This window comes from Thioclava sp. F42-5 (genome assembly GCF_002213195.1).
Lineage (GTDB): Bacteria > Pseudomonadota > Alphaproteobacteria > Rhodobacterales > Rhodobacteraceae > Thioclava > Thioclava nitratireducens.
Window position 1 is genome coordinate 760508 of sequence record NZ_NBNZ01000001.1, and the last position, 23364, is coordinate 783871.

23 protein-coding genes and 1 tRNA gene are annotated in these 23364 nt (G+C 62.9%); 11 read left to right on the forward strand and 13 right to left on the reverse strand.

What is annotated here, in order from left to right; genetic code table 11:
* Positions 1-159 precede the first annotated feature (159 nt).
* From yidC to yihA, 3 genes are read left to right on the forward strand one after another with little or no spacing between them, the layout of a single operon-like run.
* Positions 160-2007, forward strand: coding sequence for a membrane protein insertase YidC (yidC, locus tag B6V74_RS03420; RefSeq protein ID WP_088721951.1), 1848 nt, complete (start codon positions 160-162; stop codon positions 2005-2007).
* On the forward strand, positions 2004-2771 hold the full coding sequence (locus tag B6V74_RS03425; protein ID WP_088721952.1) for an MOSC N-terminal beta barrel domain-containing protein: 768 nt from the start codon (positions 2004-2006) through the stop codon (positions 2769-2771). The genes yidC and B6V74_RS03425 overlap by 4 nt, the downstream gene beginning before the upstream one ends.
* Positions 2771-3421, forward strand: coding sequence for a ribosome biogenesis GTP-binding protein YihA/YsxC (gene yihA / locus B6V74_RS03430; RefSeq protein ID WP_075776237.1), 651 nt, complete (start codon positions 2771-2773; stop codon positions 3419-3421). Before B6V74_RS03425 ends, yihA begins: the two co-directional genes overlap by 1 nt.
* A 21-nt stretch (positions 3422-3442) precedes the next feature.
* On the opposite strand, the gene argF is transcribed toward yihA, so the two are convergent.
* The 3 genes from argF to B6V74_RS03445 form a co-directional block, all read right to left on the reverse strand.
* The gene (argF, locus tag B6V74_RS03435) at positions 3443-4369 is read right to left on the reverse strand and encodes an ornithine carbamoyltransferase (protein WP_088719102.1); all 927 of its coding nucleotides are present in this window, start codon (positions 4367-4369) and stop codon (positions 3443-3445) included.
* Positions 4370-4457: 88 nt separating this feature from the next.
* Positions 4458-5636 carry an aspartate aminotransferase family protein gene (locus B6V74_RS03440; protein WP_088721953.1) on the reverse strand — a complete coding sequence of 393 codons (1179 nt, stop codon included), beginning with the start codon at positions 5634-5636 and terminating at the stop codon, positions 4458-4460.
* 222 nt (positions 5637-5858) lie between these two features.
* Positions 5859-6605, reverse strand: a complete 747-nt coding sequence (locus B6V74_RS03445; protein WP_088719409.1) for a ZIP family metal transporter — start codon at positions 6603-6605, stop codon at positions 5859-5861.
* 154 nt (positions 6606-6759) lie between these two features.
* Between B6V74_RS03445 and B6V74_RS03450 the strand changes: the two genes are divergently transcribed.
* Positions 6760-7923: an alpha-hydroxy acid oxidase gene (locus tag B6V74_RS03450; protein ID WP_088721954.1), complete on the forward strand. Its 1164-nt coding sequence runs from the start codon at positions 6760-6762 to the stop codon at positions 7921-7923.
* Here the strand turns inward: B6V74_RS03450 and B6V74_RS03455 are convergent.
* The gene (locus B6V74_RS03455) at positions 7914-8792 is read right to left on the reverse strand and encodes a helix-turn-helix domain-containing GNAT family N-acetyltransferase (protein WP_088719105.1); all 879 of its coding nucleotides are present in this window, start codon (positions 8790-8792) and stop codon (positions 7914-7916) included. The two genes, B6V74_RS03450 and B6V74_RS03455, sit on opposite strands and share 10 nt — an antisense overlap.
* A gap of 203 nt (positions 8793-8995) precedes the next feature.
* On the opposite strand from B6V74_RS03455, the gene B6V74_RS03460 reads away from it, so the two are divergent.
* The 3 genes from B6V74_RS03460 to pth all read left to right on the forward strand — a co-directional run bounded on the left by B6V74_RS03460 (position 8996) and on the right by pth (position 10897).
* The gene (locus B6V74_RS03460; RefSeq protein ID WP_078539807.1) at positions 8996-9631 is read left to right on the forward strand and encodes a 50S ribosomal protein L25/general stress protein Ctc; all 636 of its coding nucleotides are present in this window, start codon (positions 8996-8998) and stop codon (positions 9629-9631) included.
* A gap of 189 nt (positions 9632-9820) precedes the next feature.
* Positions 9821-10111 carry a hypothetical protein gene (locus B6V74_RS03465; protein ID WP_088719106.1) on the forward strand — a complete coding sequence of 97 codons (291 nt, stop codon included), beginning with the start codon at positions 9821-9823 and terminating at the stop codon, positions 10109-10111.
* Positions 10112-10198: 87 nt separating this feature from the next.
* A complete protein-coding gene (gene pth, locus B6V74_RS03470; protein WP_088721955.1) occupies positions 10199-10897 on the forward strand; it encodes an aminoacyl-tRNA hydrolase in 699 nt (232 codons plus the stop codon).
* Here pth and B6V74_RS03475 read toward each other — a convergent pair whose 3' ends face one another.
* Positions 10898-11332, reverse strand: coding sequence for a VOC family protein (locus B6V74_RS03475; RefSeq protein ID WP_075776245.1), 435 nt, complete (start codon positions 11330-11332; stop codon positions 10898-10900).
* Positions 11333-11486: 154 nt separating this feature from the next.
* On the opposite strand from B6V74_RS03475, the gene thyX reads away from it, so the two are divergent.
* Complete coding sequence (gene thyX / locus B6V74_RS03480; RefSeq protein ID WP_088721956.1) at positions 11487-12401, forward strand: FAD-dependent thymidylate synthase; 915 nt, start codon at positions 11487-11489, stop codon at positions 12399-12401.
* A 765-nt stretch (positions 12402-13166) separates the two neighbouring features.
* A complete protein-coding gene (locus B6V74_RS03485; RefSeq protein WP_088721957.1) occupies positions 13167-13580 on the forward strand; it encodes a DUF1810 domain-containing protein in 414 nt (137 codons plus the stop codon).
* Here the strand turns inward: B6V74_RS03485 and B6V74_RS03490 are convergent.
* From B6V74_RS03490 to B6V74_RS03525, 8 genes are all read right to left on the reverse strand, one after another.
* A complete protein-coding gene (locus B6V74_RS03490; RefSeq protein WP_075776248.1) occupies positions 13569-14480 on the reverse strand; it encodes an ABC transporter permease in 912 nt (303 codons plus the stop codon). The two genes, B6V74_RS03485 and B6V74_RS03490, sit on opposite strands and share 12 nt — an antisense overlap.
* Before the next feature lie 12 nt (positions 14481-14492).
* Complete coding sequence (locus B6V74_RS03495) at positions 14493-15773, reverse strand: ABC transporter permease (protein WP_088719110.1); 1281 nt, start codon at positions 15771-15773, stop codon at positions 14493-14495.
* A gap of 17 nt (positions 15774-15790) precedes the next feature.
* Entirely contained in the window at positions 15791-16282 is a 492-nt protein-coding gene (locus tag B6V74_RS03500; RefSeq protein WP_168184172.1) for a DUF2314 domain-containing protein, read from the reverse strand.
* Positions 16283-16348: 66 nt separating this feature from the next.
* Entirely contained in the window at positions 16349-17425 is a 1077-nt protein-coding gene (locus B6V74_RS03505; protein WP_075776251.1) for an ABC transporter substrate-binding protein, read from the reverse strand.
* A gap of 114 nt (positions 17426-17539) precedes the next feature.
* Complete coding sequence (locus tag B6V74_RS03510) at positions 17540-18640, reverse strand: ABC transporter ATP-binding protein (protein ID WP_075776252.1); 1101 nt, start codon at positions 18638-18640, stop codon at positions 17540-17542.
* A 444-nt stretch (positions 18641-19084) separates the two neighbouring features.
* Complete coding sequence (locus B6V74_RS19200) at positions 19085-19321, reverse strand: Hint domain-containing protein (RefSeq protein WP_088719410.1); 237 nt, start codon at positions 19319-19321, stop codon at positions 19085-19087.
* A gap of 475 nt (positions 19322-19796) precedes the next feature.
* Positions 19797-19883 (reverse strand) — tRNA-Leu (locus B6V74_RS03520).
* Positions 19884-20025: 142 nt separating this feature from the next.
* Positions 20026-21684, reverse strand: a complete 1659-nt coding sequence (locus B6V74_RS03525) for a peptidoglycan-binding domain-containing protein (RefSeq protein ID WP_088721959.1) — start codon at positions 21682-21684, stop codon at positions 20026-20028.
* Positions 21685-21885: 201 nt separating this feature from the next.
* Between B6V74_RS03525 and lipB the strand changes: the two genes are divergently transcribed.
* Positions 21886-22560 carry a lipoyl(octanoyl) transferase LipB gene (gene lipB, locus B6V74_RS03530; protein WP_088721960.1) on the forward strand — a complete coding sequence of 225 codons (675 nt, stop codon included), beginning with the start codon at positions 21886-21888 and terminating at the stop codon, positions 22558-22560.
* A gap of 114 nt (positions 22561-22674) precedes the next feature.
* Positions 22675-23106, forward strand: a complete 432-nt coding sequence (locus tag B6V74_RS03535) for a c-type cytochrome (RefSeq protein WP_075776255.1) — start codon at positions 22675-22677, stop codon at positions 23104-23106.
* Positions 23107-23364 lie beyond the last annotated feature (258 nt).

Consider the following 23364-nt stretch of genomic DNA (forward strand, 5'->3'; position numbering starts at 1 on the left):
GCAGACCGCGCTCCGCCGCCGCGCGCCCGGCATCGTGACCAAGCACGCAGAGGCAAACCGTGCCCGATCGATCGTTTCAAGGGAAAATGGCTTGACCTTTGGCTGCCCCTTCTGTTGAACCCATGCAAGTTTTCGACAGGCTTGTGGACTTAGGGTTTCATGGACAACCAAAACAAGAATCTCATTCTCGCGGTGGTACTCTCCGCAGTCGTGCTGGGCGTCTGGACCTATTTCTTCCCGCCCACGCAGGACACGACGACCCCGCCGAGCGAGGTGACCACGCAACAGGCCGCGACGCCCGAAAGCACTGATATCGCACCGAAGTCTGCGGCCGACACCACCGGCGCGCCGGTCGATACGGCGACCATGTCGCAAACCGCGAGCGCCCAAGCCCAAAGCGCCGCGCGCATCGCGATCGACACCCCGGCGGTCGAGGGTTCGATCTCGACTCTCGGCGGGCGCTTCGACGACCTGTCGCTCAAGAAATACAAGGAAACGCTGGCGAAAGATTCGCCCGACGTGCGTCTCCTCTCGCCCATCAGCGGCAATACCGACAATTCGACCCTGCCCTATTACGTCGTCTATGGCTGGCTGCCCGCGGGCGGTCTGCCGGGCGATCAGGTGCCCGGCCCGAATACGGTCTGGACGCAGGTCGGCAACGGCAAACTCACGCCCGACACGCCTGTGACGCTTCAGTGGGACAACGGCCACGGCCTGACCTTCCGGCGCGAGATCTCTGTCGATGACAAGTATCTCTTCACGATCAAGCAGTCGGTGCAGAACGGCACCGACGCCGCCGTGAAGCTTGCCCCCTACGGGATCATCGCGCGTCACGGCATCCCCGAGGAGCGCCGCGTCTACGTGCTCCACGAAGGCCTCGTGGCGATGGATGACGGCAATCTCCAAGAGATCAAATACAAGAACATCACCAAGCTCGATAACAAGGGCGCCGAGGGTCAGGCCGAGATCAAGCAGGTGAAGGACGCCGGCTGGACGGGCTTTACCGACAAATACTGGCAGACCGTTCTGGCGCCGATCTCGGGCCCCTTCACCTCGGTGGTGAAATATTCGGGCGAGAAGTCCGACATCTACCAGACCGAGACCCGCCTGCCGGTGATCGACGTCGCGCCGGGCGCCAAGGGTGACGCGCAGACCCACCTCTTCGCCGGTGCGAAGGAATGGGAAACCCTGCGCGACTATCAGGACAATGTCCCGATCCCGAAATTCGTCGACTCGCTCGACTGGGGCTGGTTCTACTTCCTCACCAAGCCGATGTTCCGCCTCCTGCACTTCCTGCATGGCGCGATCGGCAACATGGGCTGGGCGATCATCGCGCTGACCTTCATCATCAAGCTGATCGTCTTCCCGCTGGCACGGAAGTCCTACATCTCGATGGCGCGCATGAAAGAACTGCAGCCCGAGATGGAGAAGATGAAAGAGGCCGCTGGCGACGACCGCCAGAAGATGCAGCAGGGCATGATGGAGCTCTACAAGAAGCACAAGGTGAACCCCGCCGCGGGCTGTCTGCCGCTTCTGATCCAGATCCCGATCTTCTTCTCGCTCTATAAGGTGATCTACGTCACGATCGAACTGTATCACGCGCCGTGGATCGGCTGGATCCACGACCTTTCGGCCCCCGATCCGACCTCGATCCTGAACCTGTTCGGCCTGCTGCCCTTCGCAGCGCCCGATCCGGGCTCGCCGCTCTTCATCCTGTCGCTCGGTATCCTGCCGATCCTGCTGGGTGTCTCGATGTGGTTCCAGCAGCGCCTGAACCCGGCGCCGACGGACAAGACTCAGGCGATGATCTTCGCGTGGATGCCGTGGGTCTTCATGTTCATGCTGGGCAGCTTCGCCTCGGGCCTCGTGCTTTACTGGATCACGAACAACACGATCACGTTCATCCAGCAGTACACGATCATGTCGATGCACGGGAAGCGGCCGGACCTGTTCGGCAATATCAAAGAGAGCTTCTCGCGGAAGAAACCCGCCGAAGAGAAGAAATGAGCGTAACGCTCTCTCGCATCTACCGACATCCGATCAAGTCGATCGGGGTAGAGGAACTGAAGGACGCGTCCCTTGAAGAGGGGCGCGTCTTGCCTTGCGACCGGGAGTGGGCGGTGCTGCATGAGCGCTCCAAGATCGGTGTCGATGCGGAGGGGCGCGCGGATGGCTGGGGCCAGAAGATCAACTTCGTGATCGGACGTTCCGCGCCGGGCCTGATGGGGGTGACGTCGCGGATGCTCGAGAACGGACACATTCTGCTGGAGCACCCCGAGCAATGGCATCTCGAGATCGATCCCGAGCGTGAGCTCGACCAGCGCAAACTGTTGGAATGGCTGCGCCCGTTCTGGCCTGAGAGCGCGCCGCGCCCGACCGCGCTGGTACGCGGCCCCGACCGGGCTTTCACCGATGATCCCCTGCCCTATGTCTCGCTGATCGGGCAGGCTTCGCTCGACGATCTCTCGGCGCGCGTGGGCAAGCACATCGACCGCCGCCGCTTCCGCGCCAATCTCTGGGTCGAGGGCTGGGAGCCCTTCGCCGAGATGGACCTGATCGGGAAAACGGTACGCGTGGGCGAGGCAGAGCTGCAACTGCGCGCCTGTATCGGGCGTTGTCGCGCGACGGACGGCAGTATCGAGACGGGCGAGCGCGATATCGACATGCTGGCAGAGCTGGAACGCCATTACGGGCATACCGACCTTGGCGTGTTCTGCCTCGTCACCAAACAGGGCCGCATCGCGCGCGGCGACAAGATCGAGGTACTCTGATGGAGTTGAATTTCCCGCTGGCCGAAGAGCCCGACGATTTCGCGCGTGAGCGTGGGCGCAAGCTGTTCGCCGCCCCCGTCGATTTCCTCAAGGGCGTCGTCGCGATGAAGGGGCTACCACCCGCCGACCGCATTGAGGTTTGCTTCGCGGGACGATCCAATGTCGGCAAGTCAAGCCTGATCAACGCGCTCACGAACCGCCGCAACCTCGCGCGCGCATCGAACACGCCGGGCCGCACGCAGGAGATCAACTATTTCACCACGCAGGACGGACCCTATCTGGTCGACCTTCCGGGCTACGGCTTCGCGCAGGCCCCGGTCGCGGTGGTCGCGAAATGGCAGGCGTTGCTGAAGGATTACCTGTCGGGCCGCGCAACGCTGCGTCGCGCCTTCGTGCTGATCGACACGCGCCACGGCGTCAAAGCGGTGGACGAGGAGATCCTGACGCTGCTTGACCGCGCCGCCGTCCCATTTCAGGTCGTGATGACGAAGGCCGACAAGGTCAGCGCGAAAGATTGCGAAAAGGTGCTGGATCAGGTGCGTAAGGCGCTGGCCAAACACCCCGCCGCCTTCCCCGAGATCGTACTGACCTCGTCCGAAAAAGGCGAAGGGATCGAGACGCTGCGCGCGATCATCGCCGGGCTGGAGTGACCCCCTGCCCGGCTTCTGTCGTCACTTGCCGAGGCAGTAGCGCATCACCGCCTTTTGCGCATGCAGACGGTTCTCTGCCTCGTCGAAGATCACCGAGGCTGGGCCGTCCATGACGCCGCTCGTCGCCTCGTCATTGCGGTGCGCGGGCAGGCAATGCATGAAAAGCGCGTCGGCCTTGGCGTGGCTCATCAGCTCCTCGTTGACCTGGTAGGGCCGCAGCTGGTTGTGGCGACGCTCCTTCGCGGATTCCGGATCATGCATCGACACCCAAGTGTCGGTGACAACCAGATCGGCGCCTTCGACCGCCTTGATCGGATCGCGCTCTATCGTGATCGGGTGCCCCGCCTTCTCGGCCAAGTCGAGCCACGCACGTTCGGGGTCGAGCGTTTCCGGCCCGGTGAAGGTCAGATCGAAGCCGAACTGCGCCGCGGCATGGGCGAAGCTGGCGAAGACGTTGTTGCCGTCGCCCGACCAGACCACCTTCTTGCCCGCGATCGGCCCGCGCTTCTCTTCATAGGTCATAACATCGGCCATGATCTGGCAGGGGTGAGTGCGGTCGGTCAGGCCGTTGATCACCGGCACCGAGGCATATTCGGCCATCTCGAGCAGTGTTTCCTCCTCGAAGGTCCGGATCATGATCAGATCGACGTAGCGCGACAAAACGCGGGCGGTATCGGCGATGGTCTCGCCATGGCCCAGCTGCATATCCGCGCCCGAGAGTACCATCGATTGCCCGCCCATCTGACGCACGCCGACATCGAAGCTGACGCGGGTCCGGGTCGAGGGCTTCTCGAAGATCAGAGCGACCATGTGCCCGGCGAGCGGCTGCTCGTCATCGGGCGCGCCTTTCGGACGACCGTTGCGGGCCTGCTTCATCGCGATGCCCTGGTCGATCATGGACCGCAGCGCGGCGGGGTCGGTTTTGTGGATATCGAGGAAATGGTTCATCGGTTTGTCTTTCGTGGAGGGGCCTGAGGGGCTGTCCGCCCCGCTGCGCTCCCGCGCAGCCCCCGAGGATATTTACGCCAAGAGGAAGTCAGGCGGCCTTTTCGAGTTGCGACGCGGCGGCATCGAGCCGGGTCACCGCCTCGGCCAGATCGGCCTCGGAAATGTTCAGCGCGGGCAGCAGGCGCAGCACGTTATCCGCCGCCGGGACGGTCAGCAGGTGCTGGTCATAGGCGGCGGCCACGAGATCGGCCGGCGCGCGCTTGCATTTGAGCCCCAGCATCAGTCCGGTGCCGCGCACGCTTTCGAACGTTTCGGGATGCGCCGCGATCAGCCCTTCGAGCTTCTGGCGCAGGAAACCTGCCTTGGCATTCACCTGGTCGAGGAAAGCGGGCTCGGAGACGATCTCCATCACCCTGGCGCCGACGGCGCAGCCCAGCGGGTTACCGCCATAGGTCGAGCCATGCGTGCCCGCGACCATGCCGGAGGCGGCGTCTTCGGTGGCCAGAACAGCACCCAGCGGGAAGCCCCCGCCGATGCCTTTCGCGACCATCATGATATCGGGCGTGACGCCTGCCCATTCATGCGCGAACAGCCGGCCAGAGCGGCCCACGCCGCATTGCACCTCGTCGAAGATCAGGAGCGCGCCGGTCTCGTCGCAGAGATCGCGCAGCCCTTTCAGGCATTGATCGGGCACCGGGCGGATGCCGCCTTCGCCCTGGATCGGCTCGATCAGGATGGCGGCGGTCTTGTCGGTGACGGCAGCCTTGAGCGCCTCGTGATCGCCCCAGGGAAGCTGGGTGAAGCCGGGCAGCAGCGGGCCGAAGCCCTTCACCATCTTTTCCGATTTCGGCGTGGCCGAGATCGCACCGGTGGAGCGGCCGTGGAAGGCGCCCTCGAAGGTGATGATCTCCACCCGGTCCTCGCCTTTCGAGGACCAGTATTTCCGCGCCATCTTGATCGCGAGTTCCGCAGCCTCGGTGCCGGAATTGGTGAAGAAGACCGTATCGGCGAAGGTCTTCTCGACCAGCGCATCGGCCAGCGCCTGCTGTTGCGGGATCTGGTAGAGATTCGAGACGTGCCAAAGCTTCGCGGCCTGCTCGGTCAGCGCCTCGACCAGTTCCGGCGCGGCATGACCCAGCGCATTCACCGCGATCCCAGCGCCCATATCGAGATATCGGTTCCCATCCGCCGTCTCGAGCCAGGAACCTTCGCCCTTAACGAAGGCGAGCGGTGCGCGATTATAGGTCGGCAGGACGGAGGGGATCATCGGGGTCAAGCTCCAGTAAGGGAAGGCAAATTCGTGCAACAGTCCCGGGGGGCTGTCAACATTCGGGGGCCTTCGGTCAGCGATTTGGGATTGGGTGTGGCGGCAGGCCACGGCAGATCGGACGTCAGGCGCTTCAGCGGCGACGTCGGGGACGGGAAATATATGCGGTCCTTACGATCATGCATGGCGCTTACGCTGGGGCAGCGCGGAAGTAAAGAGGGATCAGCCAAGCGTCACGTCGAGGAACATCATCAGGATCAGGCCGAAGAGTAGCCCGGCGGTCGCGCGGTTCTGGTGCCCGTTGCGGTGGGTTTCGGGGAGAATTTCGTGGCTGATGATGTATAGCATGGCACCCGCTGCAAAGGTCAGCCCCCATGGCAGTAGTGCGCCGGAGACCGACACGGCAGCTGCGCCGACCAGCGCGCCCACGGGTTCGACCGCCCCGGTCATCGCGGTGACGAAGAAGGCCTTCCGCCGAGAATAGCCCTGCCCGATCAGCGCGACGGCCACGGCGAGGCCTTCCGGGATGTCTTGCAGCGAGATGCCAGTCATAACCGAGAAGCCGTTCTCGTTGCCCGCGCCGAAAGCGACGCCGATCGACAGACCTTCGGGAAAGTTGTGAATGGTGATCGCGATCACGAAGAGCCAGATCCGCGCCAGTTGCGCCGCATCGGCACCCTCACGGCCGGAGGTGAAATGCTCGTGCGGCAGGGTCGCGTTCAGCCAGGCCACGAAGCCCGCGCCGATGGCGATCCCGATCGCGGCGATGGCGGCGGCGACCCAGACAGAGCCGAACATGGTCTCTGCCACGTCGATCCCCGGCAGGATCAGCGAGAAATACGACGCCGAGAGCATCACGCCCGCCGCAAAACCCAACATCGTATCGGCGGTGCGCTGGCTCATCGAGCGACCCAGGAGCGCCGGGATCGCCCCGGCGGCTGTCGCGACGCCCGCCACCATGCCGCCCATCAGGCCGAGCCATACCTCGTTCACGGCGCTCTCCTTTTCGTGTTCTCCCGGCGAGATGGGAACGGATCGGGCATGATTGCAAGCCTTGCGATGGGTGATTGCGCAAATTTCGCGAGATTGGTAAGGAAACTTAACCACGGAGAGAGGAACCCCCATGCCCGTCATCACCTCCATCGCCGATCTGAAACGTCTGCATAAGCGCCGCACGCCGAAGATGTTCTACGATTACGCGGAAAGCGGCTCGTATACCGAGCAGACCTTCCGCGAGAATACCGAGGATTTCGCGCAAATCCGGCTCAACCAGCGGATCGCGCGGGACATGACGGGGCGCTCGACGAAATCGACGATGCTGGGTCAGGACGTCGCGATGCCGGTGGCGCTGGCCCCGGTCGGGATGACGGGGATGCAGCGCGCGGATGGCGAGATCAAGGCGGCGCGCGCGGCGGAGAAGTTCGGCGTACCCTACACGCTGTCGACGATGTCGATCTGCTCGATCGAGGACGTGGCCGAGAATGTCAGCCAGCCCTTCTGGTTCCAGATTTATACCCTGACCGACGACGACTATAACAAGCGCGTCCTGGATCGGGCACGGGCCGCGGGCTGCTCCGCGCTGGTCATCACGGTCGATCTGCAGCTGCTGGGGCAGCGGCACAAGGACCTGAAGAACGGCCTGACGGCGCCGCCGAAATTCACCCCCGCCGTGCTGGCCGATCTGGCCACGAAATGGCGCTGGGGCATCGAGATGCTGCAGACCAAGCGGCGCTTCTTCGGCAATATCGTTGGCCATGTGGAGAGCGCCGCCGATCCCGCCTCGCTGGCAAGTTGGACGGCGGAAAAATTCGATCAGTCGCTCAACTGGGACCGGATCAAGCAGCTCATGGACATGTGGGGCGGCAAGGTGATCCTGAAGGGAATCCTGAGCGAAGAAGATGCCGAGATGGCGGCCGCCACAGGAGCCGATGCGATCGTGGTCTCGAACCATGGCGGGCGTCAGCTCGACGGGGCGCTCAGCTCGATCCGGATGCTGCCGAAGATCGTCAACGCAGTCGGCGACAAGACCGAAGTCTGGCTCGACAGCGGTATCCGCTCGGGGCAGGACGTGCTCAAGGCGCTGGCGCTTGGCGCGAAGGGCGTGATGATCGGGCGCGCCTATGTCTACGGTCTGGGCGCGATGGGCGAGCCGGGCGTAACCAAGGCGCTCGAGGTCATCCAAAAAGAGCTAGACACATCGATGGCTCTGTGTGGCAAGCGCCGGATCGCGGATCTGGGCCGGGACGATCTGCTGATCCCGAACGGGTTCTTCGACACCTATTCCTGAGCGAGCAGGCGTTTCTCGAAGAACCGGTCCGGGTAGGGATCGTTGTTGTAACGCGGGATCTCGTGCCAGCCGAAGCGCTGGTACATTGCGATCGCTTCGGGCAGCGCTGAATTCGTGTCGAGCCGCAGGCGCAGGTGGCCCAGTTCGCGGGCCGAGACTTCGAGCGCGGTCATTAGCTGCCGCGCTAACCCCAAGCCGCGTGCGGCGGGGGCAATCCAGACGCGTTTCACCTCGGCATAGTCCGCCCCGCCCTTCAGGGCTGCGCAGCCCAGCGGCAATCCGTCGGATAAGGCGATCAGGAACGTGCCATGGGGCGGACGCATCTCGGCTGCCTCGGGGTCTTTCGACAGGCTCACGTCGAAGCCCCCGTCGAACCGGGCAGAGAGTTCCGCATAATATTTGGCCAGACAGGACTGCGCGCGCGGATCGAGTGGGTCGCAGGGCACAATCTCGATCTCGCTGCGCGTCAACGACGTCGCGATCAGGTCCATCGCCCCCAGCAGCGCGGCGTGATCGGGATGGCGAGACAGGATATCCGCCGCCTGCGCATCGGAGAGCCGTTCATATTCCGCGAATTCCGCCTGGCCCGCGTCGGTGAGCCGCGCGATGCGGCGCCGCCCGTCCTCGGGATCGTCCTCCATCACGATCAATCCCTCGCCCTCCAGCCCGCGTAACAGGCGGCTCATCTGCCCGGAATCGAGGGCCAATGCCTCGCGCAGTTTCGCGACATCCCCTTGCCCGCGCCCGATCAGGTTGAGCACCCGCGCAGAACCAAGCGGGCGGCCACGCCCCAGGAAAGACGAGTTGAGCGCCCCGAGCTGTCGGGTGACGGCCCGGTTGAACCGGCGTATACGTGCGATAGAATCCATGGAAATACCTGACTGAAGTCCGGAATATTTTCTGACTTTAGTCAGGTACCAGGCTGTGGCAACCCCAGTTTCCGTCCCCTCCCGGTTTCCGTAACGTCGTCGGTTTCCCCTTGCCATCCCGGCCAATCCCGAGTATTCGCGCGGCTTCATGGGCCCGACACCCTTGGAGGCGGCCCATCACTTTGACAAATTGGAGACCAGTTATGGCAAAAGAGATCGAAACGATCGAAGCCGTGGCGCGTACGGGGACGGGCAAGGGGGCCGCTCGGCAAGCGCGTCGTGAGGGCCTCGTGCCCGGTATCGTGTATGGCGACGGCAAGGACCCGGTTGCAATCAACCTCGACTACAACCGCCTGATCACCCGCCTGCGCAAAGGCCGCTTCATGTCCACCCTCTTCAACCTGAAGATGGAAGGCCAGGAAGACGTCCGCGTGATCTGCCGCGGCGTTCAGAAAGACGTCGTGAAGGACCTGCCGACCCATGTCGACTTCATGCGCACCCACCGCAACTCGCGCATCTCGCTCTTCGTGCATGTCGAGTTCATCAACCACGAGAAGGCGCCCGGCCTGAAGCGCGGCGGCACCCTCGTCGCGGTGCGCCCGGAAGTCGAACTCAACGTTCTCGCCGGCGATATCCCCGAGCAGATCGTGGTCGACCTCGAAGGCAAGCAGATCGGCGACACCATCCACATCTCCGACGTGGACCTGCCGAAAGGCGCCAAGCCCACCATCGAGCGTGACTTCGTGATCGCGAACGTCGCCCCGCCGAAAGGCTTCGGTGGCGGCTCCTCCGACGAGGACGAGGGCGAAGAAGCCAGCGAAGAAGCGACCGAAGAGTAATTCTTCTTCCAATGAGATTTTCGAGACGGGGCCTTTCGGGGCCCCGTTTTTCTTTACGCGGCGCTTGATTCCCCGGATGCGCGGCAAACCGCCAACCAAACGCGTTCACATCTATGTGATCTCGAATTTCCTCGCCTTTTGCGCGAAACGCTATAGCCTCGAAGTTAATACAACCTAAAGGCTAGTCACATGCTGGAGCTATTCGCACTCGTTCTTGCAGCATTCGTGGTGCTACCGCCTAGAATGCTCAACGCAATTAGCCGCGCCCTCTATACGGTGCTGGGTCCGGTCCTGCGACCGTTCCGCATCTTTACGGCCCGACGACTCCCGCGCAACGGGTATGAGGAAATCGCGAAGTGCAATATCGAAGAGACCAGCGAACGCCTCTTCGATGAGTTTGCCCTTCCCGACACTCAAGAGCGACCGATCGTCGTCGGCTCATCGGGACGCCCGGCCTACGTCGAACACCGCGCCGCCTGAACGCGACGACCCCCTTTCCCCTTCGCGCGCGCTCACTTATCCCGGAGTGAGCAGAGCCTCGACACCGTCGTTCGAAAGGGGAGACGCATGCAACTCTGGGTGGGCCTGGGAAATCCGGGCGCGAAATACGCGAACAACCGTCACAATATCGGCTTCATGGCGCTCGACCGGATCGCCGAGGATCACGGCTTCGCCCCGTGGCGCGGCAAGTTTCAGGGTCAGGTGAGTGAGGGCCGTTTCGGCTCAACCCGCGTTGTGCTGCTGAAACCCGAGACCTTCATGAACTTGTCCGGCCAATCCGTGCGCGCGGCCGCCGATTTCTACAAGGTCGACGTCTCCGATATCACCGTCTTCCATGACGAGCTGGACCTCGCCCCCGGCAAATGTCGCCTAAAGCAGGGCGGCGGCCATGCGGGGCATAACGGGCTGCGCTCGATCCATCAGCATATGAGCCCCGACTATGCGCGGGTGCGGCTGGGCATCGGCCATCCGGGGCACAAGGACCGCGTGGCGGGCTATGTGCTCAACGACTTCCCGAAGGCGGAGCAGGAAATGCTCGACGATCTGCTGCGCGGGATCTCGGACGGCGCGCCTGCGCTGGCGGCGGGCGACGGGTCGAAATTCCTCAATGCGGTGAGCCTGCGGGTCGCGCCGCCGCGCTCTTCGACCGGGACCAAGGGACCCACGAAGGCCGACACCCCTGCCCCGCAAAACGCCCCGCAAAAGAAAGAGGCCACGGAAACCCGCAGCCCCTTCGACAAGCTCAAGGATCACTTTCGCAAGTAATCACCAGCTGCCGGTGTTTTCCATGCTGGCCCAGGGTTCCTGGATCGGCAGCGACTCCCCCATCTGCAGCAGCTCGACCGAGATATTGTCGGGCGAGCGCACGAAGGCCATGTGACCGTCGCGCGGCGGACGGTTGATCGTCACGCCGTTGTCCATCAGGTGCTGGCACATCTCGTAGATGTTCTCGACGCGGTAGGCGAGGTGGCCGAAATGGCGGCTGTCCGAGGGCAGCCCGCTATCGCCGTCCCAGTTCCAGGTCAGCTCGACATCCGCCGTGCCGTCGTCCTGATCGGGCGGGCACATGAAGACCAGCGTGAAGCGGCCTTTCTCGTTTTCGATGCGGTTGCGTTCCTTGAGCCCCAGAAGCTCGTAGAAGGCTTTCGATTTCTCGAGGTCGAGCACGCGGACCATCGTGTGCAGATATTCGATTTTCATGAACAGGCTTCCTTGGAACTGATTGCGGTTAACCGGAGGATAGCTCCTGACGCGGCCGCGGCAAGCACCCCGGCTTATCCACAGGATATGGCGGTTCCTAGAGCCGCCCATCGCAGATATAGTGGAGGTCGATTCGAGACATCCGGAGGACATCATGGCGCTCACCCCCGAACAACAAGCCGAGATCGACGCACAGCGCGCCGAGACGCAAATGACCGCGCGGGCGGTTTCGCCGGGGATGGAGAAGCGGCTCTATACCGCCCATGAAGTGCTCGATCACGGGGTGGTCCGGGTCATCGACTACATGGGCGACGACAACGCGATCGTGCAGGCGGCGCGCGTCTCCTATGGCCGTGGCACCAAGACGGTGAACAGCGACGCGGGCCTGATCCGCTACCTGATGCGGCACTGGCATTCGACCCCGTTCGAGATGTGCGAGGTCAAGTTCCACGTCAAACTTCCGGTCTTCGTCGCGCGTCAGTGGATCCGCCACCGCACCGCGAACGTCAACGAATACTCCGCGCGCTACTCGATCCTCGACCGCGAATTCTACATCCCCGAGGCGAGCCAACTCGCTGCGCAGTCGAGCCAGAACCATCAGGGCCGCGGTCAGGTGCTGGAAGGCGCCGAGGCCGCCCGCGTGCTCGACATCCTGCGCGACGACGCGATGCGCGCCTATGACCATTACGAGGACATGCTGACGCCCGACGAGGATGCGGGCAAACAGGGCCTCGCCCGGGAACTGGCGCGGATGAACCTGCCCACCAATATCTACACGCAATGGTATTGGAAGGTTGACCTGCACAACCTCTTCCACTTCCTGCGCCTGCGCGCCGACAGCCACGCGCAATACGAGATCCGCGTCTATGCCGAGACCATGTGCGACATCGTCAAGGACTGGGTGCCTGCGGCCTATTCGGCCTTCGAGGATTACCGTCTGGGCGGGGTTAACCTGTCGGGCAAGGCGGTGGAGCTGCTCAAGCGCCGTCTGGCGGGCGAGGAGATCACGCAGGAGACCTCCGGCATGAGCAAAGGCGAGTGGCGGGAGTTTTGTGAGGTTTGGGGGTGAGGCACGGCCCCGGATCTTGATCCGGGGCGAAAACGCTCCAGTGGAGCGTTTTCAGTGCCGAACGCCCGAGCGCAAGCGAGAGCCGCGCCATGTATAAAAGGACGGCCGGCATGGGCAGGAACATTCAAAGAACGGGAATGTCCGCGCTTTCAGTTGACGCAAACACTAAAGGGACCGAAACTCCGGACAACAGTTACCCCACCATATGTAGTAGATGCCCAGACGGGAATTGCGGAAGAACAGTGCAAACAGACCAAACATATGAGAGCTTCGGGTGGTCATCATGAGATGATGCCGAGAAGGGCCGCCTCCCCCACGAACTTTGGACGGTCAGAGGGGGAGACGGGAAACGTCCAATCAGGGAGTACCCAATGGACGATATTGAGAAACGCGTGATCTATCGCGCATCAATCCGCCTTAAAAACGGAAAGCGTATCTATGCGTGGCAATACGGGAAGAAAGCTTTTCGGATAGAAATATCCGAAAGCAGTAACCAACCCCGGTTGCCGGGCCTTTAAACTCTAGTGGAGAGGCGGTTCGCCGCCTCTCGCATCTCAGCCAACGAGTATCAGTTACGTCGGATAACTAACCATATCAACTTGGCGAACTGCGCTTCAAGAAAATAAATTTGAAAAAATCCAATACACCCGCCCGGCCCCTAGGCCGGGCCGCGCCCGACCCGCCCCCAGGGCGGGCGCGATTGCGCCCACCCTCGGATCGGTCGCGGCCCTCCTCGCGATGTCCAGAGCGTGCTAGGCTCATCCCATGACCCAACGCTTCCACGCCCCCCAAGCCCGCGACTATCCGACCGCGTTGCGCGAGCTCCGCCAAGGTCGCAAGACCAGCCATTGGATCTGGTGGATCTTCCCGCAACTGGCCTCGCTCGGGCGGTCGCCCCGAGCGGTGGAATACGGGATCGCGGATCTGGCCGAGGCGCGGGCCTATCTTGCCGATCCGGTGTTGCGGGCGCGGCTGGTAGAGGCCTCCGAGGCGGTGCTCGCCCATGCGGGCACGCCCATCGAGGAGATCATGGGGCCGGTCGATGCGCTGAAGCTGCGCTCCTGCGCGACGCTGTTCGAGGCCGCCTCAAAGAAAAAGGAGCCGGTGTTCACCCGGCTCCTTGAGACGTTTTATGGGGGCGAGCGCTGCCCGCTGACGCTTGACGCTTTAGCCGGGTGACATCCCGCGCAGGCGCTCGGAGCGGCGGCGCAGCAGTTCGACCGTGGTCAGAAGCGCGATCGACACGAAGACGAGGATCGTCGCCACCGCAAGGATCGCGGGGCTGATCTGCTCGCGGATACCGTTCCACATCTGACGCGGGATCGTCTGCTGGTCGTAGCCCGCGACGAACAGCACCACGACGACTTCGTCGAAGGAGGTGACGAAGGCGAACAGCGCGCCCGAGACCACGCCCGGCAGGATCAGCGGCATCACGATCTTGAAGAAGGTCGTGCGCGGGTCGGCACCGAGGTTCTGCGCCGCACGGGTCAGCGAGTGATCGAAGCCCACCAGCGTCGCGGTCACGGTGATGATCACGAAGGGAATGCCCAAGGTTGCGTGGGCCATGATGATGCCCGGATAGGAATGCGCGAGCCCGGTCTTCGAGTAGAAGAAGAACAGCCCCGTCGCGGTGATGATGATCGGCACGATCATCGGCGAGATCAGCACCGCCATGATGGCACGGCGGAACGGCATCTCGGGGCGCGACAGGCCGAGGGCGGCCAGCGTGCCCAGCACCGTCGCGAGGATCGTCGAGAAGAAGCCGATGATGATCGAGTTCTTCGCCACGTCGATCCAGGTCGAATGCTGCCAGGCATCCATCCACCACGACCAGCTGCGCTCGACCTGCGGCTCCTGCATCCCGAAGGTCAGCAGCATGTCATACCAGCGCATCGAATAGCCGGAGGGGTCGAAGCTCAGCATCTTCTCGGTGAAGGTGAAGTAAGGCTCCGCGTTGAAGGACAGCGGAATGATCACCACGATCGGCGCGATCAGGAAGAAGAAGATCAGGCCACAGATCACGAGATAGGCGTAGTGCCAGGTTCTCTCGAGCGGGCTTGCATATGCGGGAACGGCCATCTGTGTTTCTCCTCAGCCCAGCTTCATGTTGTCGATGCCCACCAGCCGGTCATAGAGCCAGTAGAGGATGATGACGCCGCCCAGCAGCATCGAGGCGAGTGCTGCCGCGAGCGACCAGTTGAGCGATTTCTGCATATGGAACGCGATCATGTTCGAGATCAGCTGACCGTCTGCACCACCGACAAGGGCGGGGGTGATGTAGTAGCCGACCGAGAGGATGAACACGAGAAGCGCCCCTGCCCCGATCCCCGGCAGCGTCTGCGGCAGGTAGATGCGGCGGAAGGCGGTCCACGAGGTGGCCCCAAGGCTGCGGGCCGCGCGGACATAGCTCGGCGGGATGGTCCGCATGACCGAGTAGAGCGGCAGCACCATGAAGGGCAGCAGGATGTGGGTCATCGCAACGATCGTGCCGGTCTGGTTATACATCATCTCCAGCCGGTTATCGTTGCCGATCAGGCCCGACCAGACGAGCAGATCGTTAATCACGCCCTGCTGCTGCAGGAGCACCATCCACGAGGTCGTCCGCACCAGCAGCGAGGTCCAGAAGGGCAGCAGCACGAAGATCATCAGAAGATTGGATTTCGCCAGCGGCAGCGAGGCCAGAAGATGCGCGATCGGGAAGGCGAGGATCATGCACAGCACGGTGATCACGAGAGACAGGATCGCGGTACGGGTGAACAGCTTGCCGTAGATCGCACGCTGCGGATCGACCGGCACGATATTGTTGTCCTTGTCGCGGCTGTGATCCATCGCGGCGAGGTAGAAATCCACCGTATAGGGGCTCGAGGCAGAGCGCATCGCCCGCCACAGGTTCGGATCGCTCCACCCCTCGTCCACGCCGAGGATGGCCTCTTTCCATGGCGGCTCGAGACGTTCGATCTTGCGCGCGGTCGAGGTGAAGAGCGAGCGCGTGCCCGCGACGTCATAGTTGATCCGCGTCCCCGCCTCGCCCTGCGTCCGGTTTTCCTTCATCTGCTTGAGGTCCGAGGCGAGCGCCGCATAGGCGCTCTCGTCGATGGGCGAGCCCAGCGGATGCGCGTCGAACCATTGCCCAAGCGCCGGCGCATTCTTCGAGAAGCCGTCGTTATAGACCGATTGCAGCAGCATCTGCCCGATCGGTACCACGAAGGTGATCAGGACAAAAAGGAACAGAGGCGCGACCAGCAGGAAGGCGCGGCGTTTCGCGCGGGCCTGCGATTTCGCGAGGGCGACCTTCAGCGGCAGCCCGTCGGCAGTCTTCAACTGTGTTGGTTCAGGGCCGTTTAGGCTCGCATCCATCGTTGCGTCGCTCATCGTGTCTCCTTGGCCCCTCAGGGCAGCGGGGCGAGCTGCGCGCGCAGTTTCGCGGCTTGCTCGGCGGGAATATCGGGCAGCATCACCCGCGTCGTATAGTTACCGTGGAGCTTGCCTTCGCGTCGGAAGCTCCAGTCGGAAATCTGGTTCGGCGCGAAGGTAATCTCGTCTCCTGCATGCGCCTGGAAATGCACGGGCTCGTTCATCAACGTGCCGGTGATTTTCTGCGCGGAGATCGAAATCGGCGCGATCCAGATATGTTCGAGGCCATTGGCGGGGGTATCGATCCCTGCCTTGAGCATGAAACGCGAGCCGGACCGGGCGCGCACCGCGGGAATGAAGACGGTTTCATAAGTCGCGCGGGCTTGGCCGATCGCCATGTTCATCTGCGTATCGCCGGTCTCGTAGCCGACCACCGCATCTTCATCCGCTCGTGCGGGCAAGGTGACGGACAGCGACAGACAAAGGCCGAGGCACAAGCTGGCCAGAGACGACCGGAAGGCTGACATCCACGGGGCTCCTGACATCGAACAGGTCGGGCCGCGCGGCGGAGTGCCGCGCGACCCTTGCAGGACTTAGCCAGCGAGCCAGGCGTTGAAGCGCTCGCTCAGTTCGGTGTCGTGGTCCGCCCAGAACTCCGAGTCATTGACCAGAGCGTTCGACATGTTCTCAGGCGCGGTGGGCATATGCGGGCCCATCTTGGTCTTGCCGTCCTGATACATGCCGACCAACGGAGCCGAGGACTTGCGCGCCGGACCGTAGGAGATCCACTTCGCCTGATTGGCGAGCTGCTGGGTCTCGGTCGCGAACTTCAAATATTTCTTCGCGGCTTCCATATGCGGCGCCCCTTTCGGGATCACGAAGAAGTCGAAGTCCAGAAGCTGGCCGTCCCAGACGATCTTGAAGGGCTGGCCCTCGGCGACCTCGGCGTTGAAGATACGGCCGTTATAGGCGGTCGACATCACCACTTCGCCATCGGCCAGCAGCTGCGGCGGCTGCGCGCCGGCATCCCACCACACGACATCGCTCTTGATCTTGTCGAGCTCGGCGAAGGCCTTGTCGACGCCCTCGGGGGTGCCGAGCACCTTGTAGACGTCCGCGGCCGGAACGCCTGCGCCCATCAACGCCACTTCGAGCGTGCCTTTCGCCGACTTGCGCAGCCCGCGCTTACCCGGGTATTTCGCGGTGTCGAAGAAATCGGCGATCGAGGTCGGCGTGCCGTCGACCTTGTCCGCATTGTAGGACATCACGGTCGACCAGACGATGTTGGCGACGCCGCAATCGGTGAAGGAGCCGTCGATGAAGTCCTCGCTCGCTGGGGTGCCGTCGGGGGCGGCGGCGAGGTCGGTGTCGGGGTCGATCGGCTCGAGCAGACCTTCGTCGCACAGGCGGATCGCGTCGGACTTCTCGACGTCGGCCACGTCGACCGAGACGTTGTTCGCCTCGACCTGCGCCTTGATCGGGGTGCCGGGATTGTCGGCGGCTTCCATGTTCACGTCGATGCCGGTCGCCTCGGTGAAGGGCTTGTTATAGGCCTCGACTTGGCTCTTTTCGTAGGCCCCGCCCCAGGACAGGACAGTGACTTGCTCGGCCTGCGCCGCCCCGGCCACGAGGCCGACGAGCGCCGTGCTCAGGATCATAGCTTTTTTCATCTTGGTTTTACTCCCAGTTGGTTGAGCTTTTGTGGTTTTACGGCGTTTTCGCCGCTTGGCCGCGTGTTGCGGCAGATCGGAGCGTGCGGAGCTTGGCCCGCATGCTCCGCATTCTCAGAGATCGAGCGCGCGCGCGTCCTGCGGGTGCCAGCCGATCTTGACCGTCTGGCCTTCCGTCAGTCGCACCTGATCGAGAGTGTTGCGCGATTTCATGACGAATTCCCGCGATCCCGCGACCTTCATCCGGGTGCGCAGTATGTCCCCCATGTAGATCACTTCGAGTACGTCCGCGGTGATCGTATGGGCGCCCGAAGGCATCATCTCGGGCTTGAACTCGACCCGCTCGGGGCGGATCGAGACCAGCGTCTCCTGCCCCGCCTCGCGAATGTTGACCGCCGTCGCGTCGATGATCTCGCCATTCTCGAGTCGCACCGTGCAGGTGTCGCCGTTCAGCGTCTCGACCTTGCCCGGAAGCTTGTTGTTCTCGCCGATGAACTGCGCGACGAAGCTGTTCTGCGGGCGCTCGTAGAGTTCATCCGGCGGTGCGAGCTGCTGGATGCGCCCGTCGTTGAACACAGCGACGCGGTCCGACATGGTCAGCGCCTCGCCCTGATCGTGGGTGACGTAAACCACGGTAATCCCGAGACTTTCGTGCAGGTGCTTGATCTCGAACTGCATATGTTCGCGAAGCTGCTTGTCGAGCGCACCGAGCGGTTCGTCCATCAGGACCAGCTCGGGGTCGAACACCAGCGCGCGCGCCAGTGCGATCCGCTGCTGCTGACCGCCTGAAAGCTGCGCCGGACGGCGATGGATGAAGCTCCCCATCTGCACCATGTCCAGCGCACGCTTGATCTTGGTTTCGCGCTCATCCTTGCCCATGCCCCGCACTTCGAGCGGGAAGGCGAGATTCTCGCCTACGGTCATGTGAGGAAAGAGTGCGTAGTTCTGGAACACCATGCCGATGCCACGCTTGTGCGGAGGCACCATGTTGATGTTCTGGCCGTCGAGGCGTATCTCGCCATTCGTGGCGGTCTCGAAACCTGCAAGCATCATAAGGCAGGTCGTTTTTCCGGATCCAGACGGGCCGAGCATTGTTAGAAACTCACCCTTGCCGATCGAGAGATTGAGATCTTTCACGACGAGCGTTTCGCCGTCATAGCTCTTCTGCACGCGGTCGAATACGACGAATCCATCGCCGCTAGCTGCGTTGTTCAAAGCGGGCTCCCCGTTGTTTTTTGTCGTTGGTCATTTCCCGTGCATGTGACTAAAGCAAGGGCACTTCCGTTTTTCAACCCGGAAATCAAAAACCCGCGTCACAGGGCTATCACAGCACGGATTCGCCCGAAAAATTGCCGTTTTGCGTCACCTGTCGCGCAAGGAGCGACCAAGACTTGCATTTGGAGCGGTAAAATTGCCGCTGCGTCACCATGGCCGTACACGCGGACCATAGACCGTATTGAGCGCCGCGCCGAGGAAATGGGCCTCGGCCAGATCGGGTCGCGCGCGCAACGGAGGGCCAGGTCGAAGGAGGGCAGCGCAGGTAGCGCCAGCGGCCGGGTCCAGAAGCCTTCGACCCACGCGCCTTAGGCCTTGACCAAGGTGTGACGCGGCAGCAGCAGCCAGACGCAATGTTGCGCGTATAGGACGAGCGCCCGGCGATTACCGGACGCGCAGGGCTGCAGCCGGACCGGACGCAGCCGCGAATTGGCAGCGAGCTGCCCCGAACCGGCGGTGCGCGCACCATAGAACCGGCTGCGGCCCGTCATCCAGCGTGGTGACAAGGTCGCCCGGCTGCAGGCTCTTGACCCGGCGCGGACCGCGCGGCGTCGAGAGCCGGGTGCCTTTCGTGACGCACGGGGATTCCCATCGCGTAAAGCTGCGGCGACCCCGCCGTATCGAGCGGCGGAAACTATTCTATCCGCGTCGCCACCCGACTCGCGCAAAGACGCCCGCAGGGAGATCGCTCACGAGCGCGCCATTCGAGTCAATCTATGCCGAGGCGATCCGAGGCGCCCGCACCGCGACATCCCCCGGCTCGACGCTCATGACGATTCCGCCGAGCCGCTCGAAGCTGACCGTGCAATTGGCGCTGACCGACCCCTCGGGGATATGACGATTCCGGTGATGTGACAGGTCATGCGATCCTCGCTCAGCGTAAGCTGCTGTCGAGGAACAGGACCAGCAAAAGCGCCTACCGGGCGCTGAGCTGAGCGCACGGCGCCCGCCAAAGCGAACTAACCATCTGAAAGATAATGAAAACCGCCAAAAATCTGCCGTGCGAAGATGCACACGCATCTTCGACGTGTCACGGTGAACTTGATCTGGGGGATAACCCGCGTCGGGTCAGTCAGATCTCTCCTAGGGAGAGAGATGGTGCGGTCGAGAAGACTCGAACTTCCACGGGAGTTACCCCACAGCGACCTCAACGCTGCGCGTCTACCAATTCCGCCACGACCGCACTGTCTAGGCTTGGTGTGGCGCGTATTAGCCAAAGGCTTGGGGGATGAAAAGGGGGTATTTCGGGATTGGCGAGAATTTTTCTAATTCACGCTCTTGCCGTCGCGACAGGCCGGGCGGTCCCGGCCTGCGCAAGCGATAGGTTATTGCGGCGCCGCGGTTTCCACGAGCTCTGCCGCTTTCGCGGCAAAGCTTGGCAGGGCCATCGCGGGCTTCGGCGCCGAGGACGCATCGGCGCGGCCGTTCATCATCAGGGCCGCCTTGCGGATGAGACCGCTACGCTCGGGCTGTGCGGGCGCGAAGACCGGCTGCGCCGAAAGCGCGTTTTCGTACCAATCCATCGCGAGATCGGGGCGCTCGGCGGTGCCGATTCCCTGCATCAGGTGATGGCCGACAAGCTCGTCATAGGCTCCCTCGCCCAGACCACCCAGAACCAGCGCCGATCCCAGCGCCACCTCCATGTCGTCGGTGCGGTAGCCGACCGACAGGCAGACCTTCGCGGTGCCCGACAGCTGCGCCGGGCTCATGCCCGAACCGGCGATGAAGCTTTTCACCTTGGCAAGCGTCGCCTCGCGCGGGGAGCTGCCGATGGCGGCCACCTGCTCGGACAGAAGCGCCCCGAAATCGCGGCATTGCGCAGCGATCTGCTCGGGCGTGAAGCCACCGATCTTGGCCTCCAGCGCCGCACCTTCATCGAGCGCGTACCCGCGCGCGAGGCAGAACTGCTCGCCCAGAGCCTGCCCCGGATCGGTCAGCGAGGCCTCCGTGACGAAGCCGCCATTCGACGAGGTGACGAGACTGGTCTTCGAACAGAAAGACGCAAGCGACACCGGCACCGGTTCGGCAACCGGCGCGGGCGCGACGAAGGACGGCATCGCAGGCGCCGGCTGCGACGCGATCTGCGTCGAGAAAGACGGCGCGGCAGGAGCTGGCGCAGGCGCTGCGGCTGTCACCGGCGCGTTGTTCTGGATGTTCGCTCCAGTCTTCTGACAGGCCCCCGCCTGACAGGTAAACATGGCAGGCGTCGCGTTATAGGCCTGGAAATCGTTGCGCGAGAAGCCGCTCGGCGTCGAGGCGAAGACCCGCACCGCGCAGCTCTTGTCGTTGCACCAGAAGCCCGGCCCCAGCACCGAGGTGTCGAGCAGGTAATCGGTTCGACCGTCATTGTTCAGATCGGCCAGCTGCACGAAGCCCGACCGCGCCATCAACTGCTGCGGTTCGACATTGGAGCTGCGCGCGATCTCGAACACGGCCTCGGAAATCTGCGGCGGCAAACCACCGATCGAGTTGCCGGCATAGGTCGCATCTCCGGTGCCCAGCATCTGGTCGCGCGTCTGCATCAGCAGGCCGCGCATCCCCTGCGGATGGGTCGAGATCGTCTGCGCAACCGCCGAACCGCCAAGGCTCGCCTTCTGATAGGCGGTGGTGAGGATGCTGCGCTGAATATCGGTCAGTTCTCCCGTGATCGGGAAATCCATGAAAGCCTGGTATTGCGAGATACCCGCGCGCGAGTTGCGCCCCAGCACCCCGTCCGGTGTGCCGACATTCCATCCGAAGTGGTTGAGCGAGACCTGCACCTCGCGATTGGCCTCGCGCTGCGCCGACGACATGGTCGGCTTCTTGTAATAGGTGCGCTTGGTGACCGTACGCGGCTGGCGGTTGGCCTCGTTCACGATCGCGCCGCCGATGATCCCTCCGATCACCCCGCCGACGATATCCGAACCGCCCGCCAATGCTGGCGCGGTCAGTCCGCCCGTAGCGACGGCGAGCGCAAGACCCGCCAGAACGAACTTGTGTTTCATTCCTGAACCCTCCAATCAAATGACTTCCGGTCTTGCCTGTTGCCCCGCAAATTCCATGTTTCTGCACGACAGGACCGGTCGGAATGTGACCGGCGCGGGGGGTGCGCGACCTTACCAATAGGTAAAGTTTGCGCTCCGAATCGGTGATGTGGCAAGAATTATTGACGTCGGGTGAGGAATTCCGGCGGGTGAGGTTAAGAAATGGTGGAATGGCGCGTAAGTGACAGCCCGGTCCCGTACGACGAGGCACTTGCCTTCATGGAAGACCGCGTCGCCAAGATCGCCGCAGGCGAAGCCGAGGAGATGATCTGGCTGCTCGAGCATCCACCGCTTTACACGGCCGGCACCTCCGCCAAGCGTGAAGACCTTGTCGATCCCGAGCGTTTCCCCGTCTTCGAGGCCGGGCGCGGCGGTCAGTACACCTATCACGGGCCCGGCCAGCGCGTCGCCTATGTCATGCTCGACCTGAACAAGCGCGGGCGCGACGTGCGCTGCTTCGTGCGCCAGCTCGAAGACTGGGTGATCGCCGCGCTCGACGAATTCAACGTGAAAGGCGAAATTCGCGACGGCCGCGTCGGCGTCTGGGTGCAACGTCCCGACAAACCGAAGGCGGCAGACGGTAGCCTGCGCGAAGACAAGATCGCCGCGATTGGAGTGAAGCTGCGCAAATGGGTCAGCTTCCACGGCATCTCGATCAACGTGGAGCCCGATCTTTCGCATTTCGACGGAATCGTCCCTTGCGGGATTCGCGAGCACGGGGTCACCAGCCTCGTCGACCTCGGCCTGCCGGTGGGAATGGCCGATCTTGACGTCGCGCTGCGTGCGACATTCAGTCGCATTTTCGTGAGTAAACTAAATGCGACCTTGGAAGTTTAGTGGACACATAGGCAATCATGCATGTTAGAACGCCCTTCAAGGCAGCGTGACTGCCCTGTGAAAGCCGGGTCGGGAGGGCTCGAGCTTTAACTCAAAACCAACAAGGAAGACGCGATGAAACTCAGCCTTATTGCCATGATCACCGCCGTCGCCGTTGCGGGCCCCGCGCTCGCGCAGGACGTCGAGAAAGGCAAAGACGAATTCAAACGGTGCAAGGCCTGTCACTCGATCGTCGCCCCCGATGGCACGGCGATCTTCAAAGGCGGCAAGGTCGGCCCGAACCTCTACAATGTCATCGGCCGCAAGGTCGCATCCGTCGATGGCTATAAATACAAGGACGGGATCAAGGAATACGCCGAAACCGGCGCCGTCTGGACCGAAGAGCTACTCGCCGAATACATCACCGATCCCACGAAGTTCCTCGAGGAACAAACCGGCGATCCCAAGGCGAAATCCGGCATGGCCTACAAGCAGCGCAAGAACCAGGAAGACATTGCGGCCTATCTCGGCTCGGAAGAAGTGTCGCCCGACGCGCCCGAGTCCTGATCGCGAAACGAACATATCACGCGTTCGTTGGCGGACCCTTTCGAGGGTCCGCTTTTTTGTGAGCCGCGTCGCGGATTCGCAACTGTCGCGCGGGGCGGTCTCAGCCCGCGCTCCGCGTGCCAAGGGCGCGAGATCACGGATCACTCACACCTGACAGAGCTGCGACATTTTTTCACGGCAGCGTGTGCTGAATTCTTGCCCTGCCCTCCAAATCTTCATAACCTCCCGACATTCAGACCCAAAGGGACGGGAGACCCG